This is a genomic window from Saccharopolyspora pogona, assembly GCF_014697215.1.
In the GTDB taxonomy this organism is placed as follows: Bacteria; Actinomycetota; Actinomycetes; order Mycobacteriales; family Pseudonocardiaceae; genus Saccharopolyspora; species Saccharopolyspora hattusasensis.
Genome location: NZ_CP031142.1, coordinates 2,036,199 through 2,053,305 on the forward strand (window position 1 = coordinate 2,036,199; position 17,107 = coordinate 2,053,305).

18 protein-coding genes and 1 pseudogene are annotated in these 17,107 nt (G+C 67.9%); 9 read left to right on the forward strand and 10 right to left on the reverse strand.

Annotation, left to right across the window (positions count from 1 at the left end; genetic code table 11):
• Positions 1-2 precede the first annotated feature (2 nt).
• From DL519_RS09165 to DL519_RS09180, 4 genes are all read left to right on the forward strand, one after another.
• On the forward strand, positions 3-1,301 hold the full coding sequence (locus DL519_RS09165; protein WP_190813956.1) for an MFS transporter: 1,299 nt from the start codon (positions 3-5) through the stop codon (positions 1,299-1,301).
• Positions 1,298-2,710: a sulfatase family protein gene (locus tag DL519_RS09170; protein ID WP_190813958.1), complete on the forward strand. Its 1,413-nt coding sequence runs from the start codon at positions 1,298-1,300 to the stop codon at positions 2,708-2,710. The genes DL519_RS09165 and DL519_RS09170 overlap by 4 nt, the downstream gene beginning before the upstream one ends.
• A gap of 144 nt (positions 2,711-2,854) precedes the next feature.
• On the forward strand, positions 2,855-4,480 hold the full coding sequence (locus DL519_RS09175) for a sensor histidine kinase (RefSeq protein ID WP_190813960.1): 1,626 nt from the start codon (positions 2,855-2,857) through the stop codon (positions 4,478-4,480).
• The gene (locus DL519_RS09180) at positions 4,477-5,148 is read left to right on the forward strand and encodes a response regulator (RefSeq protein ID WP_190813962.1); all 672 of its coding nucleotides are present in this window, start codon (positions 4,477-4,479) and stop codon (positions 5,146-5,148) included. Before DL519_RS09175 ends, DL519_RS09180 begins: the two co-directional genes overlap by 4 nt.
• 94 nt (positions 5,149-5,242) lie before the next feature.
• Here the strand turns inward: DL519_RS09180 and DL519_RS09185 are convergent, their stop codons facing one another.
• From DL519_RS09185 to pabB, 9 genes are all read right to left on the reverse strand, one after another.
• On the reverse strand, positions 5,243-5,521 hold the full coding sequence (locus DL519_RS09185; RefSeq protein ID WP_190813964.1) for a muconolactone Delta-isomerase family protein: 279 nt from the start codon (positions 5,519-5,521) through the stop codon (positions 5,243-5,245).
• Between the two features lie 12 nt (positions 5,522-5,533).
• Positions 5,534-6,235: an alpha/beta fold hydrolase gene (locus DL519_RS09190; protein ID WP_190813966.1), complete on the reverse strand. Its 702-nt coding sequence runs from the start codon at positions 6,233-6,235 to the stop codon at positions 5,534-5,536.
• Positions 6,232-7,083, reverse strand: a complete 852-nt coding sequence (locus tag DL519_RS09195; protein ID WP_449619121.1) for a class III extradiol dioxygenase subunit beta — start codon at positions 7,081-7,083, stop codon at positions 6,232-6,234. The genes DL519_RS09190 and DL519_RS09195 overlap by 4 nt, the downstream gene beginning before the upstream one ends.
• 1 nt (position 7,084) lies before the next feature.
• Positions 7,085-7,429, reverse strand: a complete 345-nt coding sequence (locus tag DL519_RS09200) for a protocatechuate 3,4-dioxygenase (RefSeq protein WP_190813970.1) — start codon at positions 7,427-7,429, stop codon at positions 7,085-7,087.
• A 10-nt stretch (positions 7,430-7,439) separates the two neighbouring features.
• Positions 7,440-8,282, reverse strand: a complete 843-nt coding sequence (locus tag DL519_RS09205) for a bifunctional 5,10-methylenetetrahydrofolate dehydrogenase/5,10-methenyltetrahydrofolate cyclohydrolase (protein ID WP_190813972.1) — start codon at positions 8,280-8,282, stop codon at positions 7,440-7,442.
• A gap of 8 nt (positions 8,283-8,290) precedes the next feature.
• On the reverse strand, positions 8,291-9,163 hold the full coding sequence (gene purU, locus DL519_RS09210; protein ID WP_190813973.1) for a formyltetrahydrofolate deformylase: 873 nt from the start codon (positions 9,161-9,163) through the stop codon (positions 8,291-8,293).
• On the reverse strand, positions 9,160-10,047 hold the full coding sequence (locus DL519_RS09215) for a methylenetetrahydrofolate reductase (protein ID WP_223838603.1): 888 nt from the start codon (positions 10,045-10,047) through the stop codon (positions 9,160-9,162). The genes purU and DL519_RS09215 overlap by 4 nt, the downstream gene beginning before the upstream one ends.
• 33 nt (positions 10,048-10,080) lie before the next feature.
• Positions 10,081-10,338 (reverse strand): hypothetical protein, encoded by a 258-nt coding sequence (locus tag DL519_RS45960; RefSeq protein ID WP_223838605.1) that lies wholly within the window; start codon positions 10,336-10,338, stop codon positions 10,081-10,083.
• A gap of 82 nt (positions 10,339-10,420) precedes the next feature.
• The gene (pabB, locus tag DL519_RS09225) at positions 10,421-11,662 is read right to left on the reverse strand and encodes an aminodeoxychorismate synthase component I (protein ID WP_190813975.1); all 1,242 of its coding nucleotides are present in this window, start codon (positions 11,660-11,662) and stop codon (positions 10,421-10,423) included.
• 314 nt (positions 11,663-11,976) lie between these two features.
• On the opposite strand from pabB, the gene DL519_RS09230 reads away from it, so the two are divergent.
• The 4 genes and pseudogenes from DL519_RS09230 to DL519_RS49770 form a co-directional block, all read left to right on the forward strand.
• Complete coding sequence (locus tag DL519_RS09230; protein ID WP_190813977.1) at positions 11,977-12,699, forward strand: PIG-L deacetylase family protein; 723 nt, start codon at positions 11,977-11,979, stop codon at positions 12,697-12,699.
• Positions 12,696-13,391, forward strand: coding sequence for a 4-carboxy-4-hydroxy-2-oxoadipate aldolase/oxaloacetate decarboxylase (locus DL519_RS09235; RefSeq protein ID WP_190813979.1), 696 nt, complete (start codon positions 12,696-12,698; stop codon positions 13,389-13,391). The genes DL519_RS09230 and DL519_RS09235 overlap by 4 nt, the downstream gene beginning before the upstream one ends.
• Positions 13,392-13,433: 42 nt before the next feature.
• The gene (ligM, locus tag DL519_RS09240; RefSeq protein WP_190813981.1) at positions 13,434-14,837 is read left to right on the forward strand and encodes a vanillate/3-O-methylgallate O-demethylase; all 1,404 of its coding nucleotides are present in this window, start codon (positions 13,434-13,436) and stop codon (positions 14,835-14,837) included.
• A 102-nt stretch (positions 14,838-14,939) separates the two neighbouring features.
• A pseudogene (locus DL519_RS49770) lies at positions 14,940-15,239 on the forward strand (SDR family NAD(P)-dependent oxidoreductase); the annotation flags it as partial.
• Positions 15,240-15,378: 139 nt separating this feature from the next.
• Here DL519_RS49770 and DL519_RS09250 read toward each other — a convergent pair.
• On the reverse strand, positions 15,379-15,981 hold the full coding sequence (locus DL519_RS09250) for a TerB N-terminal domain-containing protein (RefSeq protein WP_223838607.1): 603 nt from the start codon (positions 15,979-15,981) through the stop codon (positions 15,379-15,381).
• Between DL519_RS09250 and DL519_RS45965 the strand changes: the two genes are divergently transcribed.
• On the forward strand, positions 15,962-16,426 hold the full coding sequence (locus DL519_RS45965) for a helix-turn-helix domain-containing protein (protein ID WP_223838609.1): 465 nt from the start codon (positions 15,962-15,964) through the stop codon (positions 16,424-16,426). The two genes, DL519_RS09250 and DL519_RS45965, sit on opposite strands and share 20 nt — an antisense overlap.
• The last annotated feature ends 681 nt before the right edge of the window (positions 16,427-17,107 follow it).

The window sequence follows — 17,107 nt, forward strand, 5'->3', positions numbered from 1 at the left end:
GGATGACCATCCCCACCCCAGCCCCGCCCCAACGTCCATGGCGCACAGCGGTCCTCGCCGGGATGGCGTCCTACCTGGATTCGGCAGCACTTGTCGGTTCCGGGATCGCGATCAGCGTGCTCTACGCCCATGAACTCGGGCTGACCCCCGCGATCATCGGCGCGGTGCTGGCGTGTCAGCAGTTCTCGTTCGCCGTTGGCGCCCTGCTGGGCGGGCGCCTGGGCGACCGCTTCGGCCGGCGCCGCGTGCTGACGCTGGCCCTGCTGGTGTTCGCGGTCGGCGCCGCCGTACTCGCCTCCGCGACAGCGAAATGGATGCTCTACCCCGGCGCGATCCTCACCGGGCTCGGAATCGGCGGGGACCTCCCGGTTGCGCTGGCGCTGGCCAACGAGGTCGCACCGCGCAGGCGGAAGGGCCGGATGGTGAGTCTTTCCCAGGCGCAGTGGGTGCTCGGCATCGCGTCCGTGCAATTGGTAGTGAGCTTCGTCGGGCACCTCGGCGTCACCGGCGCGCGGATCGTGTTCTGGGGTCTGGTCGGCGTCGCCGTCCTCGTGCTGCTGCTGCGCATCAGCCTCCCCGAATCGCAGGAATGGCTTAGTGCCCGGCGCGCTGCCGACGGCGCCGGAGCCACCGCGCCGTCCGTCGTGCGATGGGGGCAGCTCAGGCAGATCTTTCGGCGCCCGGTCGTGTTCGCCGTGCTGGGAACCGGCATCTTTTACGCGCTATGGAACGTCGGGGCGAGTATCAACGGCAAGTACCAGAGTTACCTGTGGACGAAGGTCGCCGGCGGCGGAGTCGAGACGATCTCACGGCTGGCACTCATCGCGCTGGGGATCTCGTTCCTGGCCAGCGTGCTGTTCATGGCCATCGTCGACACCCGGTGGCGCCGGGTGTTCGCCACGGTGGGCTCCGTCATCATCCTGGTGAGCTGGGCACCACTCGCGTTCTTCGGCGCCTCCCAGGTCACGATACTGTTCGTCGTCTTCCTGTTCGGACTCGGCAGCAGCTTCGCCGGTGAACCGCTTTACAAGGTATGGGCGCAGGAACTCATCCCGACGCTGCTGCGCGGCACGACGCAGGGCATGACCATGGCGTTCACCCGCGTCATCGCGGCCACGCTCGCACTCGTCGTGCCCGCCATGCTCGCCACGACCCCGCGCACGGTGTTCACCGGGATCTTCGTGTGCGCCATCATTTCCACCATCGTCGGGCTGGTCTGGATCCCTCGCCTGCGCAAGGCCGAGGACGCGGCTCCCGCCCCGGCCTCGCCGGCGGACACCCTGAAGGAAGGAATTGCATGAGCCCGCGGACACCCAACGTACTGATCATCCTCACCGACGAATGGCGCGCGCAATCGGTGGGGTATGCGGGTGATCCGAACGCCCGGACCCCACGTATCGATGCCCTTGCCGCGGAATCGGTCAACTTCGAGAACGCGATTTCCGGCGCCCCGGTCTGCTGCCCGGCACGCGCGAGCCTGCTCACCGGTCAATACCCGTTGGAACACGGTGTCTACATCAACGACGTCGAACTGAAACCGAAGGGGCCGACGCTGGGCGAGGTATACCGGGAAGCGGGTTATCGCACCGGTTACATCGGCAAGTGGCACCTGCATGGTAGCCCCGACGGCCGCTACGGCCGCCGCAAGGACCCGGTGCCCCGCGAAAAGCAGTTCGGTTTCGATTACTGGAAGGCCGCCGAGTGCACCCATGACTACAACGAATCGTTTTACTTCGAAGGCGCGAACACGGAGCGGAAGTACTGGGAGGGCTACGACGCGGACGCCCAGACGACCGACGCCTGCGCCTTCGTCGAAAACAACGAAGATCAGCGCCCGTACCTGCTAGTGGTGTCCTACGGGCCTCCGCACTTCCCCCTGCACACCGCGCCCGAGTGCTTCCGCGAGCACTACGCGGACACGCCGATCGAGTTGCGAGGCAACGTGCCACCCGAGCTCGCCGACGCCTCCACCCAAGCTCTGCGCGGCTACTACGCGCACATCGCCGCGTTGGACGACTGCGTCGGCCGGCTCCTCGACGCGGTGCAGCGGAGCGGATCGGCCGAGGACACCATCGTGATCTTCACCTCCGACCACGGCGACATGATGGGCTCTCAGGGCATCCGTCACGACGTCAAAGTCTGTCCTTGGGACGAGTCCGTCCGGGTACCGCTACTGGTACGCCATCCGGCCCGGTTCGGGACGGCGGGTCGCACGAACCCGGTCCCGGTGAACACCCCCGACCTGATGCCCACCTTGCTCGCGCTGAGTGGCCTCCCGGTTCCCGGGAAAGTGCAGGGCAGGGACGTCTTCGGAGCGAACCCGCCGGAATCGGCGTTCATCGGGATACCGGTCCCCATCCTGTGGGCACGCACCTACGGCATCAGCGAGTACCGCGGTGTGCGCACGGACCGGCATACTTACATCCGCACACTTCAAGGGCCCTGGCTGCTCTACGACAACATCGAGGATCCCTTGCAGCTGCACAACCTCTGCGCCGAACCGGAATCGGCCGCACTGCGGGTTGAGCTCGAGGGCGAGCTCGATCGCTGGCTCAGCGAACTCGGCGACGAATTCCTTCCCGCCGAGAAGTACCTGCGCCACGACGGTCTCGAGCACTATTCCGAAGTGAACAATCCGGTCGGGAGCAGCACCGGCCCAGGCGGTGCGTGGGTGTCCACTATGGTGGCCGAGGTCGAGCACAGGTCATAGCCCGCAACGGTCAGCAAGGAGCGTGGGACCAAGTCTCCCGCCGCAAGCGGGGGTTCGGCCCAGCGCTTCCGCATCCTTGGGGAGCATTCCGGCCACACCGCTGTTCGGCGCTCACCATCACCGGCGACGCTGAGGAGGTCTGCCATGACCGGCCCGCGTGACGGCGAAGAGACGCGCCCCGTCGCGTCCGCGAGCTGGGCCGATCTGGCCGCCTCCGCGCCGGACGGCCTCGCCCTCGTGGATGGCGACGCGCGCTTCATGCAGGTCAACCCGGCCGGGATCCGTTTGTGCGGGGTCCCCGAGGACAGTCTGATCGGCAGTCCGGCCCCGTTCCCGCTCGCCCAGGCGGTCACGCCCGAACCGGCCGGCCTGTTCGGCGACGGGCCGGGCGAACAGGTGACCACCTGGACGCCCCCCTCGGGACTCCGGCGCGAGTTCGCCTACCGCATACAGCGGCTGGCCGGGGAACCCGCGCGCACGGTGGTCGGGTTCCGCGACGTCACTGAGGAGCGGCACCGGCAACGGCGGATCGCCACTGTTGCGCGGAGCGCCGCGAACCTGGCGTCCCAGGGATCCCTGCCGGGCACGCTGGACGCCTTGGCGCGCGAGGTGCTCCAGACCGATGCCCTGGCCGGCGTGCAAATCCTGGCCGTGGACGAAGGCGGCCACGGGTTGCGCATCATGGGGTCGGCGGGGTTCCGGCACTGGCCGGACTTCTTCGACCGGCTCATCGAGTGCCGCGAGCGTGGCGCGTCACTGCGCATGCTCGATGCGCTACGGGACAGCGATCCGATCGTGGTGCCGCACCGCTGGCAGACGATCGAGTCGGATCCGGCCTGGGAACCGCTGCACGAGTACCTCGGCGAACTGCACTGGGACTCCTTCGCGAGCGTGCCACTGATCATCCGCGGCCGGGCTTCGGGTGTTCTGAACGCCTACTTCGCCCCCGGCCAGGTCGTGGGCGGGCGAACACTCGAGTTCCTGGTCGCGATGGCGGAACAGGCCGCGGTCGCGATCGACTACGCCGCCCTGATGCAACGAGAACGGGACGTCGCCCGCCGCCAGGAGCGGCAACGGCTCGCCCGCGACCTGCACGACTCGATCGTGCAGCAGGTGTTCTCCATCTCGATGCAGGCCAAGTCGATGGAGGTCCTCGCCCAGCGGAGCGATTCGGTCGCCGCGGACGCGGTCCGGCGGATCTCGGACGAGGTCGCCCTGCTCTCGCACACCGTCCTCGCGGATCTCCGGGCCATGGTGCACGAGCTGCGCCCGTCCTCGACCACCGAACTGGGCGGGCTGGAAGAAGCCATCCGCGCGCTGGCCGAGAGCACCACGAACCGAACCGGCCTGCGGTTCAGGGTCGTGGTCGGGCAGGGAGTCGACGGCCTGCACGGGGAGCTGGCCGAGGACGTCTACCGAATCGCCGCCGAGGCCATTCACAACGTCGTCAAACACGCCGAAGCAGGCACAGTGACGATCCGGCTGAGCGTCCGCGACGGACAGCTGCGGGGCAGCGTCGCCGACGACGGTCGCGGACTGGCCCAGGCTCGCGAGAGCGTGCCGGGCTCCGGGTACGGGCTGAAGACGATGCGAGAAAGAGCGCAACGGTGGGATGGAACAGTCACGGTGAAACCACGCAGAGACGCCGGAACGATCGTCCGGCTTGTGGTCCCCCTCGGGAAAGGGTTCCCACTCGGCGGCAGTGGCACGCCGGTGGAGATCACGCCGGGCTGGGCGCCGCCCGCGAACAGCCGGGGGCGGGCGTCGTGACCGAGCACGGAGCACGGCCGGTGCGGGTGCTCATCGTCGATGATCACGCTGTCGTCCGGCGCGGCATTCGCGCCTACCTCGAAGTCCTGGACGACATCGAGGTGGTCGGCGAAGCGGTCGACGGCCAGGATGCGGTCGACAAGCTGGAGACGATGGCCGCGCATCGCGAGCTGCCGGACGTGGTCCTGCTGGACCTGCTGATGCCGCGGCTCGACGGTTCCGCGACCACGTCCCGGATCACCAGTACCTACCCGAGGGTGAAGGTGGTCGTCCTCACCAGTTTCGGCGAGATGGAACGTGTGCGCGCCGCACTGGCCGGCGGCGCCTCGGGATACCTGCTCAAGAGCGCCGGCCCGGCCGAGGTCGCAGCGGCGATCCAGGCCGCGGCCCGCGACGACGTGTTCCTCGATCCCGCGGTGGCACGGCGGCTCACCCAGGAGATCGTGTCACCTTCGACAGGGCTGAGCGCGCTGACCGAGCGGGAACGGGCGGTGCTCAGTCTGGTCGCCACCGGCAAGTCCAACAAGGCGATCGCCGACGAGCTGGTCATCAGCGAACGTACCACCCGTACGCACGTCAGCAACGTCCTGCGCAAGCTCCAGCTGACCTCGCGCACCCAGGCGGCGATGGTCGCCGTCCACGAGGGTCTGGTCCCGCCCCAGAACTAGACGCCCCGACCGCGAAACGTTCCCACATCGGCCGGCGTTCCGCCAAGTTCGGAGAAGGTCCTCGTTGGGCAGTGAACCGGTGTGACGGGGACTTCTACTTGCGTTCCTGAGGGTGGGTTGCGAGCGCCTCCACGGTGACGTCCATCCATTTCCACATGGGCAGTGACGTGAGCGCGTCATGCAGGGCGGCGGGGTCTTCGGCCTCGTACAGGCCGACAGTGGCGTTGCGGCCCGGCACCCGCCACAGTCGTTTGAGGATGCCGGTCTCACGCAGTTCCATCGCGCGTTCGCGCTCGGCCTTGCGTAGCTGCTCCCGGAGCTCCTCCGGTGTGTCGACGGGCAGCTGGTTCTCGGTGCGGACCAGGAATTCCACGAATCGTCCTCCTCAAGCGACGGCGAGCAGCAGATCGGCCAGTTCCTGGGGCGCGGTGACCATCGCCTCGTGCCCGGTGGCGATCGCATGCACCGGCCATCCGCGCGCGGCTGCCCGTTCGGCGTGCGGCCGGAACACCCGCATCCAGTCTGTGCACTCGATGAAGGCGGCCGGCACCTTGTCGACCGCGCCGGTCAAGCGCAGCGGTTCGGTGTAGGTGAGCCACGGGTGCGGGGTCAGCCGGGCGCTGAGCCAGTCCACATCGGACTGCTCGGTCACGCCGAGGACTTGCAGCGACCGCACCGGAATGAGCCAGCCGAACCCCGGCCCCGCCACCGACTCGCGATAGTGCCCGGCGATCTTCTCCGGCTGCAGGTCGATCGCCGCGTCGCCGTCGTCGCCGACGAACGCGTCCAGGTACACCCGACGTGTGAGCCGCTCCGGGATCCGGTCGGCGACCCCGGTGATCACATGCCCGGCGTAGCTGTGCCCGACCAGCAGGACGTCACGAGCGTCATGGGCCTCGATCAGCGCCACCACATCCTGGATGTGGGTGTTCAGCCCGACCAACGGGTTCAGCAGGTGCGCGCGGTCGCTGACACCGGTGAACGTCGGCGTGTACACCTCGTGCCCGGCTGCCCGCAGCAACGGCGCTACGCGGTCCCAGGCCCACCCGCCGTGCCAGGCGCCGTGCAGCAGAACGAAGGTGCTCACACTGTCTCCTTCGCGCCGAGGTCCTCGAACAGCGCGAGCGCCGCGGCTGTGTTGGACGCGGGCACGTGGTAGGTGTCGTGCACGCGGCGGATGTTCCCGCTGAGCGCGCCACGCATGATCAGCCACATGATCAGCTCGATGCCCTCGGTGCCGGCCTCGCGGATGTAGTCCTCGCGGGTCAGCGCGGCCAGCTTGTCCGGTTCGGTCTCGATGGCCTGGAGGAACATGCGGTCGAACTCTTTGTTGATCAGGCCGGCGCGTGCACCGGCCAGCTGGTGCGACATCCCACCAGTGCCGAACACGGCGACCTTCTGATCCCGCGGGAACGACCGGATCGCCCGGCCCAGTGCCTGCCCCAGAGCGTAGCACCGGGCCGCGGTCGGCTGCGGGTACTGGATCACGTTCACCAGCACCGGAACGACCGCGCACGGCCACGCCTCGCCCGGCTCGGGGCAGTACACCGACAGTGGCACGGTCAGCCCGTGGTCCACGTCGAGGTGGTGGAAGGTGGCCACATCGAAGGAGTCGTCGATCACCTTACGCACCAGGTGCTCGCTCAGCTCCGGCGCGCCCTGGACCGGCGGCACCGGGCGACGTCCCCAGCCCTCATCCGCCACGGCGTAGGACTCCGCCGTGCCGATGCCGAACGTCGGCACGAGGTTGAGATCGACGGCGTTGGCGTGATCGTTGTAGACGATGACCGCCACGTCGGGCGTGTGCTCCACCATCCACTGCCGCGCCGGCGTGTAACCGTCGAAGAGCGGCTTCCAGTACTCGTCGGTCGTCTTGCCGTTATCCATGGCCGCCCCGATCGAGGGCACGTGGGAGGTCGCCAGACCCCAGGTCACCTCAGCCAAACTTCCGCCCTCCCGCGCGCAGCTCCGCCGCGAACTCCTCCGCCGTCATCCCGGTGAACACGCCACCGAGGTACTGCATCGACTTTTGGTCGAGCATGGCGAGCTTGAACGTGTAGAAAATGGACGCTCCCAGATCTAGCATCGCGATCCAGTCCCGTTCCAGGATCGCCTTCTTCTGTTCCGGCGAGAGCCCGTAGGAGTCGCAGTACGCGGCCTCGCCTGCCGTGAACCGCGCCCGGTTCTCGGCGTGCTTCAGTGATCCGCACATCCGGTTGAGCGCAAGGCCCCGCCGGTTCTGCGCGAGATCGAGGACGTAGTTGTCCTGTGCCTTAACCATTGCCCCTCCCTCAGGCCTTTTCGTGTTCCCGGGCAGCGCTGATCGTCTGGGCGATGAGGGTGGCGATGGTCATCGGCCCGACCCCACCGGGCACCGGGGTGATCCAGGACGCCTGCTCGGCCGCCGCCTCGTATTCGACGTCGCCACTGTTGTCGGCGTAACCCGCATCGACCACGACGGCACCGGGTTTGATCCAGTCGCCTCCGATCAGCCCGGGACGGCCGACCGCGGCCACGACGATGTCGGCCTGGGTGATGTGATCGGCGAGCGCCGCGGTCCGGGAGTGGCAGTACGTCACCGTCGCATCGCGGGCCAGCAGCAGCATGCCCACCGGCTTGCCGAGGATGGGGCTGCGGCCCACCACGACGGCGTGCTTGCCCGCCACCGGGATGTGGTAGGCGTCCAGCAGCGCCACGATCCCGCCCGGGGTCGCGGAATGGAAGCCACCCTCGTCGAACGCCATGGTCGCGAACGACGTCCGGGTGACGCCCTCGACGTCCTTCGAGGGAGCGATGGCTTCGAACGCCGCGCGCTCGTCGATGTGCCCGGGCACCGGGTGCTGAAGCAGGATGCCGTCCACGGCGGGATCGGCCGAAAGCTCCCGGATCTGGTCGACCAACTGCTGAGTCGAGATGCCGGCGTCGAGCTCGATGCGCCGGGACCGCATCCCGACCTTGGCGCACCGGTTGGCCTTCATCCGGAGGTAAGTGTGCGAGGCAGGATCGTCGCCGACCAGCACGGTGGCCAGCACGGGGACCCGGCCGTGTTCGGCGACGAACTCCTCGACCTCCTTGCTCACCCGGTCGAGGATCGTCGCCGACACGGCCCGTCCGTCCAAGATCTTCGCGGTCATCGCTCCCCCTAGAAGACGACGGTCGTATTGCCGTCGCGGATGACGCGGTCGTCGCAGTGCCACGACACCGCGCGCGACAGCACCAGCCGCTCCACGTCGGCACCCTTGCGCTGCAGATCGCGCGTCGACTCGCGGTGCGACACCCGGATGACGTCCTGTTCGATGATCGGGCCCTCGTCGAGGTCCTCGGTCACGTAGTGCGCGGTCGCGCCGACCAGCTTCACGCCGCGTTCCTTCGCGCGCTGGTACGGACCCGCGCCCATGAACGCCGGCAGGAACGAGTGGTGGATGTTGATCACCGGTACGCCGACCTCGTCCAGGAACTCGCCAGAGATGATCTGCATGTAACGGGCGAGCACGACCAGGTCGACGTTGCCCTTCAGCAGGTTGAGGTGTTCCTTCTCGGCGATCGCCTTCTTGTTCGCCTCCACTGGAACGTGGAAGAACGAGATGCCGAACTGGCGGACGTCGTCACCGAGGTCGGGGTGGTTGGAGATGACCATCGGGATCGTTATGTGCAGCTCGCCCCGGCGCTGCCGCCACAGCAGGTCCAGCATGCAGTGGTCGGTCTTCGACACCATGATCGCGACACGCTTGCGGCGCTTCGCCTCCACGAGCCGGTAGGTCAGCCCCAGGTCGTCGACCAGCTTCTCCTCAAATGCCTGGTTCAGCTCGTCGAGCCTGACCGGCAGATCGGGCAGGTGGAACACGGTGCGCTGGAAGAACCGGCCGCCCGCGGGGTCACTGGTGGACTGATCCAGCGCCACCACGTTCGCGTCGTGCTCGGCCAGTACCGAGGACACCCGCGACACGATGCCGGGCTGGTCGGCGCCCTGCACAATGAGGCGGCCGTAGTCCTCGGCGAAAATGCTTCCGGTCATGACCGATCCTCCTCTTCGGAGAACGAGTTCAGCAGTTCCTGCCGCCAGAGCTCGGTCTTGCGGAGTTCATTGAAGGTGAAGATGTGCAGACCACTGATGTTGTTCGCCGTTCCGGCCACCTCGGCGCCGAGCCGCTTCACCAGCTTGGTCGGTTTGTAGCCGCCGGGCAGCAGCAACCGCCAGAACAGGGTCTGCTGCTTCTGCAGGAAGCGGGCCGACTGCCCGAGACCGATGCCCGCGGAGATCCGCATCAGCTTCTGCCGGTTCACCGGGCCCGGCATCCCCACAAGGATCGGCAGGTCGATACCTGACGGTGCCACGTCGGCCGCCCACCGGCTCGTGGTGCCGGCGTCGAAGCAGATCTGGGTGAGGATCCGGGTCGCCATCGGGGCCTTCTGCTTCAGCGCCAGATCGATCGCGTCTTGAGGAATCGACCCGTGGCCCTCCGGGTATCCGCCGATACCCACCTCCTGGAAGGGGTGGCCGGTGGCTTCCATGGAGCGCAGGAGGGAGTACGCGTCGACGAACTTCCCGGCCGGTTCCGGCGCGTCGCCGCCGACGACGAACACCGACTTGACGCCCGAGTCGCTGAGACGGGCGACGACGTCGGCGACGTGCTGGCCGTCGGTGAACTGACGGGCCGGCAGATGTGGCGAGACCCGGTACCCGTGTCCCAGAAGCTTTTCCGTCAGGTTCAGGGTGTGATCGATGCCCTTGGCCTCGGTCACCGTCACCGTGAGCGGGACCGTGGCCGGGACGTGCTCGACAACGTCCCGCTCGGTGTTCTTGAAGGGCATCACCTCGTAGCTCATGTTGCGCACGAGGTCGGCGGCACGGGAGCGCCGGCGTCGGCCGCCGGCGGTTTCCGGATGGATGTTCACCATGGTTCCTCGATCCGAGGTTCGGGGAAAGGCAGGTCAGGACTTGTGGTAGGACTCGCGGACTTCCTGGACGTAGGGCGCGGGCGCGACCATGGCGCGGATCTCGACCTGGCGGTGCCGCTCGACCGCGGGCTTGCCCGAGTTGGGCTGCTCCCACAGCACGGCCACCTCGGTGCCCGGTTCGGCGACCGAGGGCCCGACCGGGAACGTCATCGGACAGACCGTCGAGTTGCGCAGCAGCTCGACCGGCGACCCCGCCCGCTGGATCGCGACCTCAAGACTTTCAACACCCATGACCTGGCTTACCTCCTGAGGCCGGCCCCGTAATCCAAGCCTCGATGCTCGAAATGGCGGGCGTCGGCAACACCGTCTGGACTCAAGTCAAGCCGACCGGTCCTGGAGTTTCTTCCAGCATCGAGGCAGACTTGACCGCGACAAATGACCGAGACGGCTGGGCGGCTTGCCGCAGGCCGGAACCCGGACTGGCCGCGAGCACAGCGGCCTTCGGCTGCAGTTCGGCGTATTCGGCGTCGGCGCGCGAGTCCCACGTGATGCCGCCGCCAGTCCCATAGGTGGCCCTGCCCCGGTCGCGGTCGGCCACGAGGGTGCGGATCGCGACGTTGAACCGGGCCCGTACGCGCGAACCCACTGGAGCTACGACACCGACCGCTCCGCAGTAGGCACCGCGCGGGCCCGGTTCGAGCTCGCGGATGATCTCCATGGTGCGCGCCTTCGGAGCACCGATCACCGACCCACACGGGAACAGGGCCCGGAAGATGTCGACCAGGTCGACCTCCGGCCGCAGACGCGCTGTGACGTCGGAGGTGAGCTGGTGCACCGTTTCGTAACGCTCGGCCCGGCACAGCGCGGTGACCGACACTCCCCCGGTGACCGCGAGGCGCGCCACGTCGTTGCGCACCAGATCGACGATCATGATGTTCTCGGCGCGTTCCTTTTCGCTGGACCGCAGGAGTGCCACGACTTCGCGGTCCTCGGCCTCCGAGCTTCCCCGCCGGGCGGTGCCTTTCATCGGCCGCATCAGAAGCCGGTCGCCGCGGGTCTCGAAGAAGAGTTCGGGACTGGCGCTCGCGATCGCGAACCGGCCGGTGTCCACATAGGCGTTGTATGCGCCCCCCTGAGCCCGGGCGAGATCCGCGTACAGCTGGGGAAGGTCACCCTCGATCTCGGCGGTCAGCCACGTGGTGAGGTTGCACTGGTAGGTGTCACCGGCGGCGATGTACCCGCGAACAGCCTCGACGGCCCGCCGGTGCTCGTCCGGCCCCCATTCGTAACGCCACCCTCCGACGCGATAGGACCGTCGTTGGTGCGATCGCATCAGGGGCGCTCGTTCCGGCGCGGGGGCGATCGCGAACCAGGCGTACGGCAGCCCGTCGGCCGGTTCGTGAACCAGCAAGGAGGGATCGAGTCCAGCCGCGGCCTCGTAGGCCACGAAACCGAAGGCCCACCAGCCTTTCCGGCTCGCGTGCTCAACCTCCGCCAGCACGTCCGGAACGTGCTCCGGCCTGGTGGCCACCAGATCGTAGGCGACCTCGGGGAAGCTGCAGGCCACACCGGCCCGCAGGTCGTCGAAGCGGGCCCAAGCGGTGAGCGGTCTCATGACGAATTGACTCCTCGTATCGGCGACTGCGAAGAACGATCCGGTGCCGACCACGGGGTCGCCCGGTCGGGACCGGACGGAAGTTCCCCGGCGAGGTAGTTCTCCACGTCGCGAAGGGTTGGGTTCATCCGCATCACGCTATGACCAGCGGGTACCAGCCAAAACGGTCCGATGTCGACACTGCCGGGGTCATCCCGCCCCGGGACATCGAGTCAAATGACGTAGTGCAAACCGGTCTGGCGGACCTGATGACGCCGTCGCCTCAGCTCCTACTGTCGGCAGGAGTGTCAACGACGATCCGAGGAGGGGCCGCGATGGGTTCGTTACTGGTGGTCAGTGCGCATGCCGGTGACTTCGTCTGGCGTGCCGCGGGCGCGATCGCCCTGGCCACCAGCCGTGGTCAGCGGGCGAAGGTGCTGTGCCTGAGCTTCGGTGAGCGGGGTGAGTCCGCGAAGGCGTGGCGCGAGGGCAAGTCCCTCGACGAGATCAAGGCGATCCGTCGCGGCGAGGCCGAAAACGCCGCCTCGGTGTTGGGCGCGGAGATCGAGTTCCTCGACGCGGGCGACTACCCGCTGCGGGAGTCGCCCGAGCTGGTCGACCGCATGGTGCGGGTGTACCGGGAGGTGAACCCGTCGGTGGTGCTGACGCATCCGCTGGCCGACCCCTACAACGGCGACCACCCGGCGGCGGCACGCATGGCGCTGCAGGCGCGGGTTCTGGCGCAGGCCATCGGCTACCAGGCCCCCGGCGACCCATTGGGTGCTCCCCCGGTGTTCTTCTTCGAACCGCACCAGCCCGAGCAGTGCGACTTCAAACCGAACGTGCTGCTCGACATCACCGAGGTATTCGACACCAAGCGCAAGGCCATGGAATGCCTGCCCGCACAGCAGCACATGTGGGACTACTACACCGATCTCGCCAAGCGACGCGGCGTGCAGGTCAAGCGCAACGCCGGACCCAACCTCGGCCTGCCGCACAACACCATGGGCGAGGCCTACATGCGGCTCTACCCGCAGGTGACCGGGGAACTCGCATGAGGACGGTCGTCGTCACCGACACGCCGCGCACGCCGATCGAGAAGGTCGACAAGCTCGCCGAGTACGGCGTGGCCACGGTACATGAAGCATTGGGGCGCGACGGTTTGCTCGGCCCGGACCTGCGGCCGATCCAGGACGGCGCGCGCATCGGCGGCACCGCAGTCACCGCGCTGTGCTGGCCCGGCGACAACCTGATGATCCACGCCGCCGTCGAACAGTGCCGGACCGGCGACGTCCTCGTCGTCACCACCACCTCACCCTCGCGCGACGGCCTGTTCGGCGAACTGTTCGCCACCGCCCTTCAGCACCGCGGAGTACGGGGGCTGGTCATCAACACCGGCGTGCGCGACGTCGCGGACCTGCGGGCGATGAACTTCCCGGTGTGGTCGGCCGCGGTCAGTGCCCAGGGCACGGTGAAGGCCACCGCGGGCGCGGTCAACGTGCCGGTGGTGATCAGCGGGCAGACCATCCGTCCCGGCGACGCGATCCTGGCCGACGACGATGGCGTGATGGTCGTGTCCCGCGAAGACGTCGACCGCGGGCTGGACAAGTCCCAAGCACGTCTCGACAAGGAAGAGGCCACGCGGAAAGCCTTCCGCGCCGGGGAACTCGGCCTGGACCGCTACGGCCTGCGCACCAAGCTGGCCGAACTCGGCGTCGAGTACCTCACGGCTGACGAGTACGGCCGGTAGTCCCGGCATCTCCGGAGAACGTCCCAACAAGAACGGATCATCATGAGTGCGAAAAACCTGCAGGACGTGCTCGACCGGGCCGGAAACACGGTCGAACTGCTGCGCAACTCCCAGCTCGGCACCTACATCTACCCGGTGGTGCCGTCGGAGTTCAGCAACTTCCGCCGCGAGGTGACCGCCTGGCGGGACACCGCGGTGCTGTTCGACCAGAGCCACCACATGGTGAACCTGTTCATCTCCGGCCCGGACGCACTGAAACTGATCTCCGACACCGGCATCAACAGCGTCGCCACGTTCCCGGTCGACACGGCCAAGCAGTTCGTGCCCGTCTCCCCCGAGGGCGGCGTCATCGGCGACGGCATCCTGTTCCGTGAAGCCGAGGAGGAGTTCACCTTCGTCGGCCGCGCCCCGGTCGCGAACTGGCTCACCTTCCAGGCCGGTAACGGCTACAACGCCGACCTCCGTCTCGACCCGCGGTCGTCGTCCCGCCCCTACGGCAAACAGGTCACCCGCGACCTGTGGCGCTTCCAGATCCAGGGACCCCGCGCCTGGGACGTTATCGAGAAGGTGCACGGCGGCACCGTTGAGCAGGTCAAGTTCTTCCGCATGGGCTACATGAACATCGCCGGCGAGCGGGTCCGCACGCTGCGCCACGGTATGGCCGGCGCGCCCGGACTGGAGATCTGGGGTCCGTACGTGTCCTACGACAGGATCCGTGAAGCCATCCTGGAAGCCGGGCGCGAGTTCGGCCTGGAACCCGCGGGCGCGCGGGCCTACTCGTGCAACACCCTGGAGTCCGGCTGGATCCCCTCACCCCTGCCCGCGGTCTACACCGCCGAGGAGATGCGCCCCTACCGCGAATGGCTCCGCGCGGACAGCTACGAGGCCACGAACGCGCTGGCGGGCAGCTTCGTCTCCGACGACATCCGCGACTACTACCTCAACCCCTGGGAGCTCGGCTACGGCTCGTTCGTCAAGTTCGACCACGAGTTCATCGGCCGCGACGCCCTGGCCCCCGTCGAGCCGGAAACCCAGCGGCGCAAGGTGACGCTGGCCTGGAACGCCCAGGACGTGGCCAAGCTCCTGGCTTCGCCGGTCGACCCCGAGAGCCCCGTCTACCAGTTCTTCGACCTGCCCAACGCCAACTACGGATCGTCCAACTTCGACTCGGTGGTCGACGCCGACGGCAACCAGGTCGGCCTGTCCCTGTTCACCGGCTACAGCGCCAACGAACGCAAGGCCCTGTCGCTCGCCACGGTGAACCCGGACGTTCCACTAGGCGCCGAGGTGCGGGTGATCTGGGGTGAGCCGGACGGCGGCAGCCGCAAGACCACCGTGCAGCCACACGAGCAGGTCGCCGTGCGGGCGATCGTGAGCCCCTCTCCCTACTCCGACATGGCCCGCGAGAGCTACCAGCCCGGCTGGCGCACTGCAGTCACCGTCTGACGTTCTCAGACCGGCGGGGGTAGTCGCGCGGTGGCGACACCCCTCCCAGCCGAGCGGCGGGGAGGCGTCACCCTGCCGCCCGGCCCCGTCCCCCGGAGCATCATGCAGTCGTCACAACGTCTGGCCGGCCGCGTCGCCGTCGTCACCGGCGCCGCCGGTGGTCTCGGCGGTGCCATCGCCGACCGCCTCACCGACGAAGGCGCGCAGGTCGCCGAACTCGACATCGCCGACAAGCCCACCCGGTCCAATTCGTGGGTGTGCGACGTGAGCGACCCCGAATCGGTCGGGGCCGTCGTCCACGGGGTGGTCGGCCATTTCGGCGGCATCGACGTACTGGTGAACAACGCCGGCCTGCTGTCCGGACGCCGCAGCCTGCTCGAAGCGACTCCGCACGAGCTGCACCGGTACGTCGACGTCAACGCAGTCGGCCCCTGCTCATGGTGCAGGCGTGCTTTCCGTACCTGCAGGACAGCGCCCACCGCGGCCGCGTCATCAAGGTCGCCTCCCGCATGTTCTTCACTGGAGCGCCCGGCCAGATCGGCTACATCGCCAGTAGTTCGTAGCCCCACTCTGGGACCTCGGGCGGCGGGCTGTCGCAGCGCGGCGCGGGGTCGAGGATCGTGGCGGCGTCGAGCAGACCGGTCGCGTACTGCCGGAACGAGTGGTTTCCGCGGTAGATTTCCAAGAGCCGTCGCACTTCGCCGGTCAGCCGGCGGTATTCCACGGCGTTCTCCGGGTTCCGCGAAGTCTCCGTGACCAGTCGCCGTTCCAGGCCGTAGAAGTAGACGAACACATAGCCGATGTAGACGCGCGGATTGTTGCGTCCGCCCGCCAGCCAGGCCAGGTACGCCGCTCGTGCGCGCGGCGACATGTCCGAGTAGGACGGCCAGTAGTCCATCGTCTCACCGGTCCAGTCAGGACGGTGCGGATCGACTGGCAGCGTGGGATCGATCAATGCGGGTTCGACGCCGCTTCCGGCATGCGCCGGATATGCAAGATCGCGGCACGCGTCGGATCGTGAAAAAGCCTGTCCCGCTCGGAAATACGATTCTGGGTCTGGCCTGTAAGTTCTCCGCGCAGGGCAACGGCCTCCAGGCGGCGCCGGGGCCTGGGATGATCCTTCGATGCCGCTGTCGATCGTCACCGCGCTGGTCCGAAATCTGATCAAGGTGCCCGCTGTTGTGCTTCGCAGCCGCGTGGCCAAGGATGCGGAGGTGTTGACGTTGCGGCACGAGAACGCGGTGCTGCGCCGCCAGATCGCCCGGGTCCGCTACCAGTCCGCCGACCGGATCTGGCTCGCCGTCCTCTCCCGACTGGTCCCGCGTGAGCGTTGGCGCCAGGTCTTCGCGGTCACCCCCACCACTGTCCTGACCTGGCACCGGCAGCTCATTGCGCGGAAGTGGACGTTCCCTCAGTATCGCCGCCCCGGCAGGCCGTCCACCGCATCCACCGTCAAGCACCTCATCCTGCGCTTGGCCAAGGAGAACAGCACCTGGGGCCACCGACGCATACAAGGCGAACTCGTCCACCTCGGCTACCCCATCGCCCCGTCCACGATCTGGAAAGATCCTGCATTCCGCGGGAGTTGACCCCGCGCCGCAGCGCTCCGGCCCCACCTGGCGTCAGTTCCTCACCGCCCAGGCCCACGGCATCATTGCCGCCGACTTCCTGCACCTCGACACGGCGGCGCTCAAGCGCCTGTACGCCCTGGTCTTCATCGAGCATGGCACTCGCCGACTGCACCTCGCCGGCGTCACCGCCCATCCCACCGCCCGGTGGACCGTCCAGCAGGCCAGGAATCTCGCCATGACGCTGGGGTGCCAAAATGGACTCGCTGCGCTTCCTGCTCCTGCTCCGGGACCGGGACCGGGACCGGGACCGGGACCGGGACCGGGATGCAAAGTACACCAACGCCTTCGACGCCGTCTTCGCAACCGACGACGTGGAGATCGTGCTCAGCCCACCGCAGGCATCGAGAGCGAACACGATCTGCGAACGAGTCGTGGGCACCCTACGCCGCGAGCTCCTCGACCGGATCCTATCTACAACGAGGCCCACGCTCAGAACGTGCTCAGCGAGTACATCCGGCACTACAACCAGCACCGCCCCCACCAGTCCCGGCACCAACTCCCCCGGACAGCACCGAACCATGCGCCCCGGCCACCGTCACCGACCTCCAGGCCCACCGGATCCGGCGACAACCCATCCTCGACGGCCTGATCAACGAGTACCACCACGACGCTGCCTGACCGCACGGCGTCGCCCCAGCG

Coding starts and splice junctions, on each gene's coding strand:
- DL519_RS09165 (WP_190813956.1), top strand. CDS start 3: ATGACCATCCCCACCCCAGCCCCGCCCCAACGTCCATGGCGCACAGCG.
- DL519_RS09170 (WP_190813958.1), top strand. CDS start 1,298: ATGAGCCCGCGGACACCCAACGTACTGATCATCCTCACCGACGAATGG.
- DL519_RS09175 (WP_190813960.1), top strand. CDS start 2,855: ATGACCGGCCCGCGTGACGGCGAAGAGACGCGCCCCGTCGCGTCCGCG.
- DL519_RS09200 (WP_190813970.1), bottom strand. CDS start 7,429: ATGGTTAAGGCACAGGACAACTACGTCCTCGATCTCGCGCAGAACCGG.
- DL519_RS09205 (WP_190813972.1), bottom strand. CDS start 8,282: ATGACCGCGAAGATCTTGGACGGACGGGCCGTGTCGGCGACGATCCTC.
- purU (WP_190813973.1), bottom strand. CDS start 9,163: ATGACCGGAAGCATTTTCGCCGAGGACTACGGCCGCCTCATTGTGCAG.
- DL519_RS09215 (WP_223838603.1), bottom strand. CDS start 10,047: ATGGTGAACATCCATCCGGAAACCGCCGGCGGCCGACGCCGGCGCTCC.
- DL519_RS45960 (WP_223838605.1), bottom strand. CDS start 10,338: ATGGGTGTTGAAAGTCTTGAGGTCGCGATCCAGCGGGCGGGGTCGCCG.
- pabB (WP_190813975.1), bottom strand. CDS start 11,662: ATGAGACCGCTCACCGCTTGGGCCCGCTTCGACGACCTGCGGGCCGGT.
- DL519_RS09230 (WP_190813977.1), top strand. CDS start 11,977: ATGGGTTCGTTACTGGTGGTCAGTGCGCATGCCGGTGACTTCGTCTGG.
- DL519_RS09235 (WP_190813979.1), top strand. CDS start 12,696: ATGAGGACGGTCGTCGTCACCGACACGCCGCGCACGCCGATCGAGAAG.
- ligM (WP_190813981.1), top strand. CDS start 13,434: ATGAGTGCGAAAAACCTGCAGGACGTGCTCGACCGGGCCGGAAACACG.
- DL519_RS45965 (WP_223838609.1), top strand. CDS start 15,962: ATGCCGCTGTCGATCGTCACCGCGCTGGTCCGAAATCTGATCAAGGTG.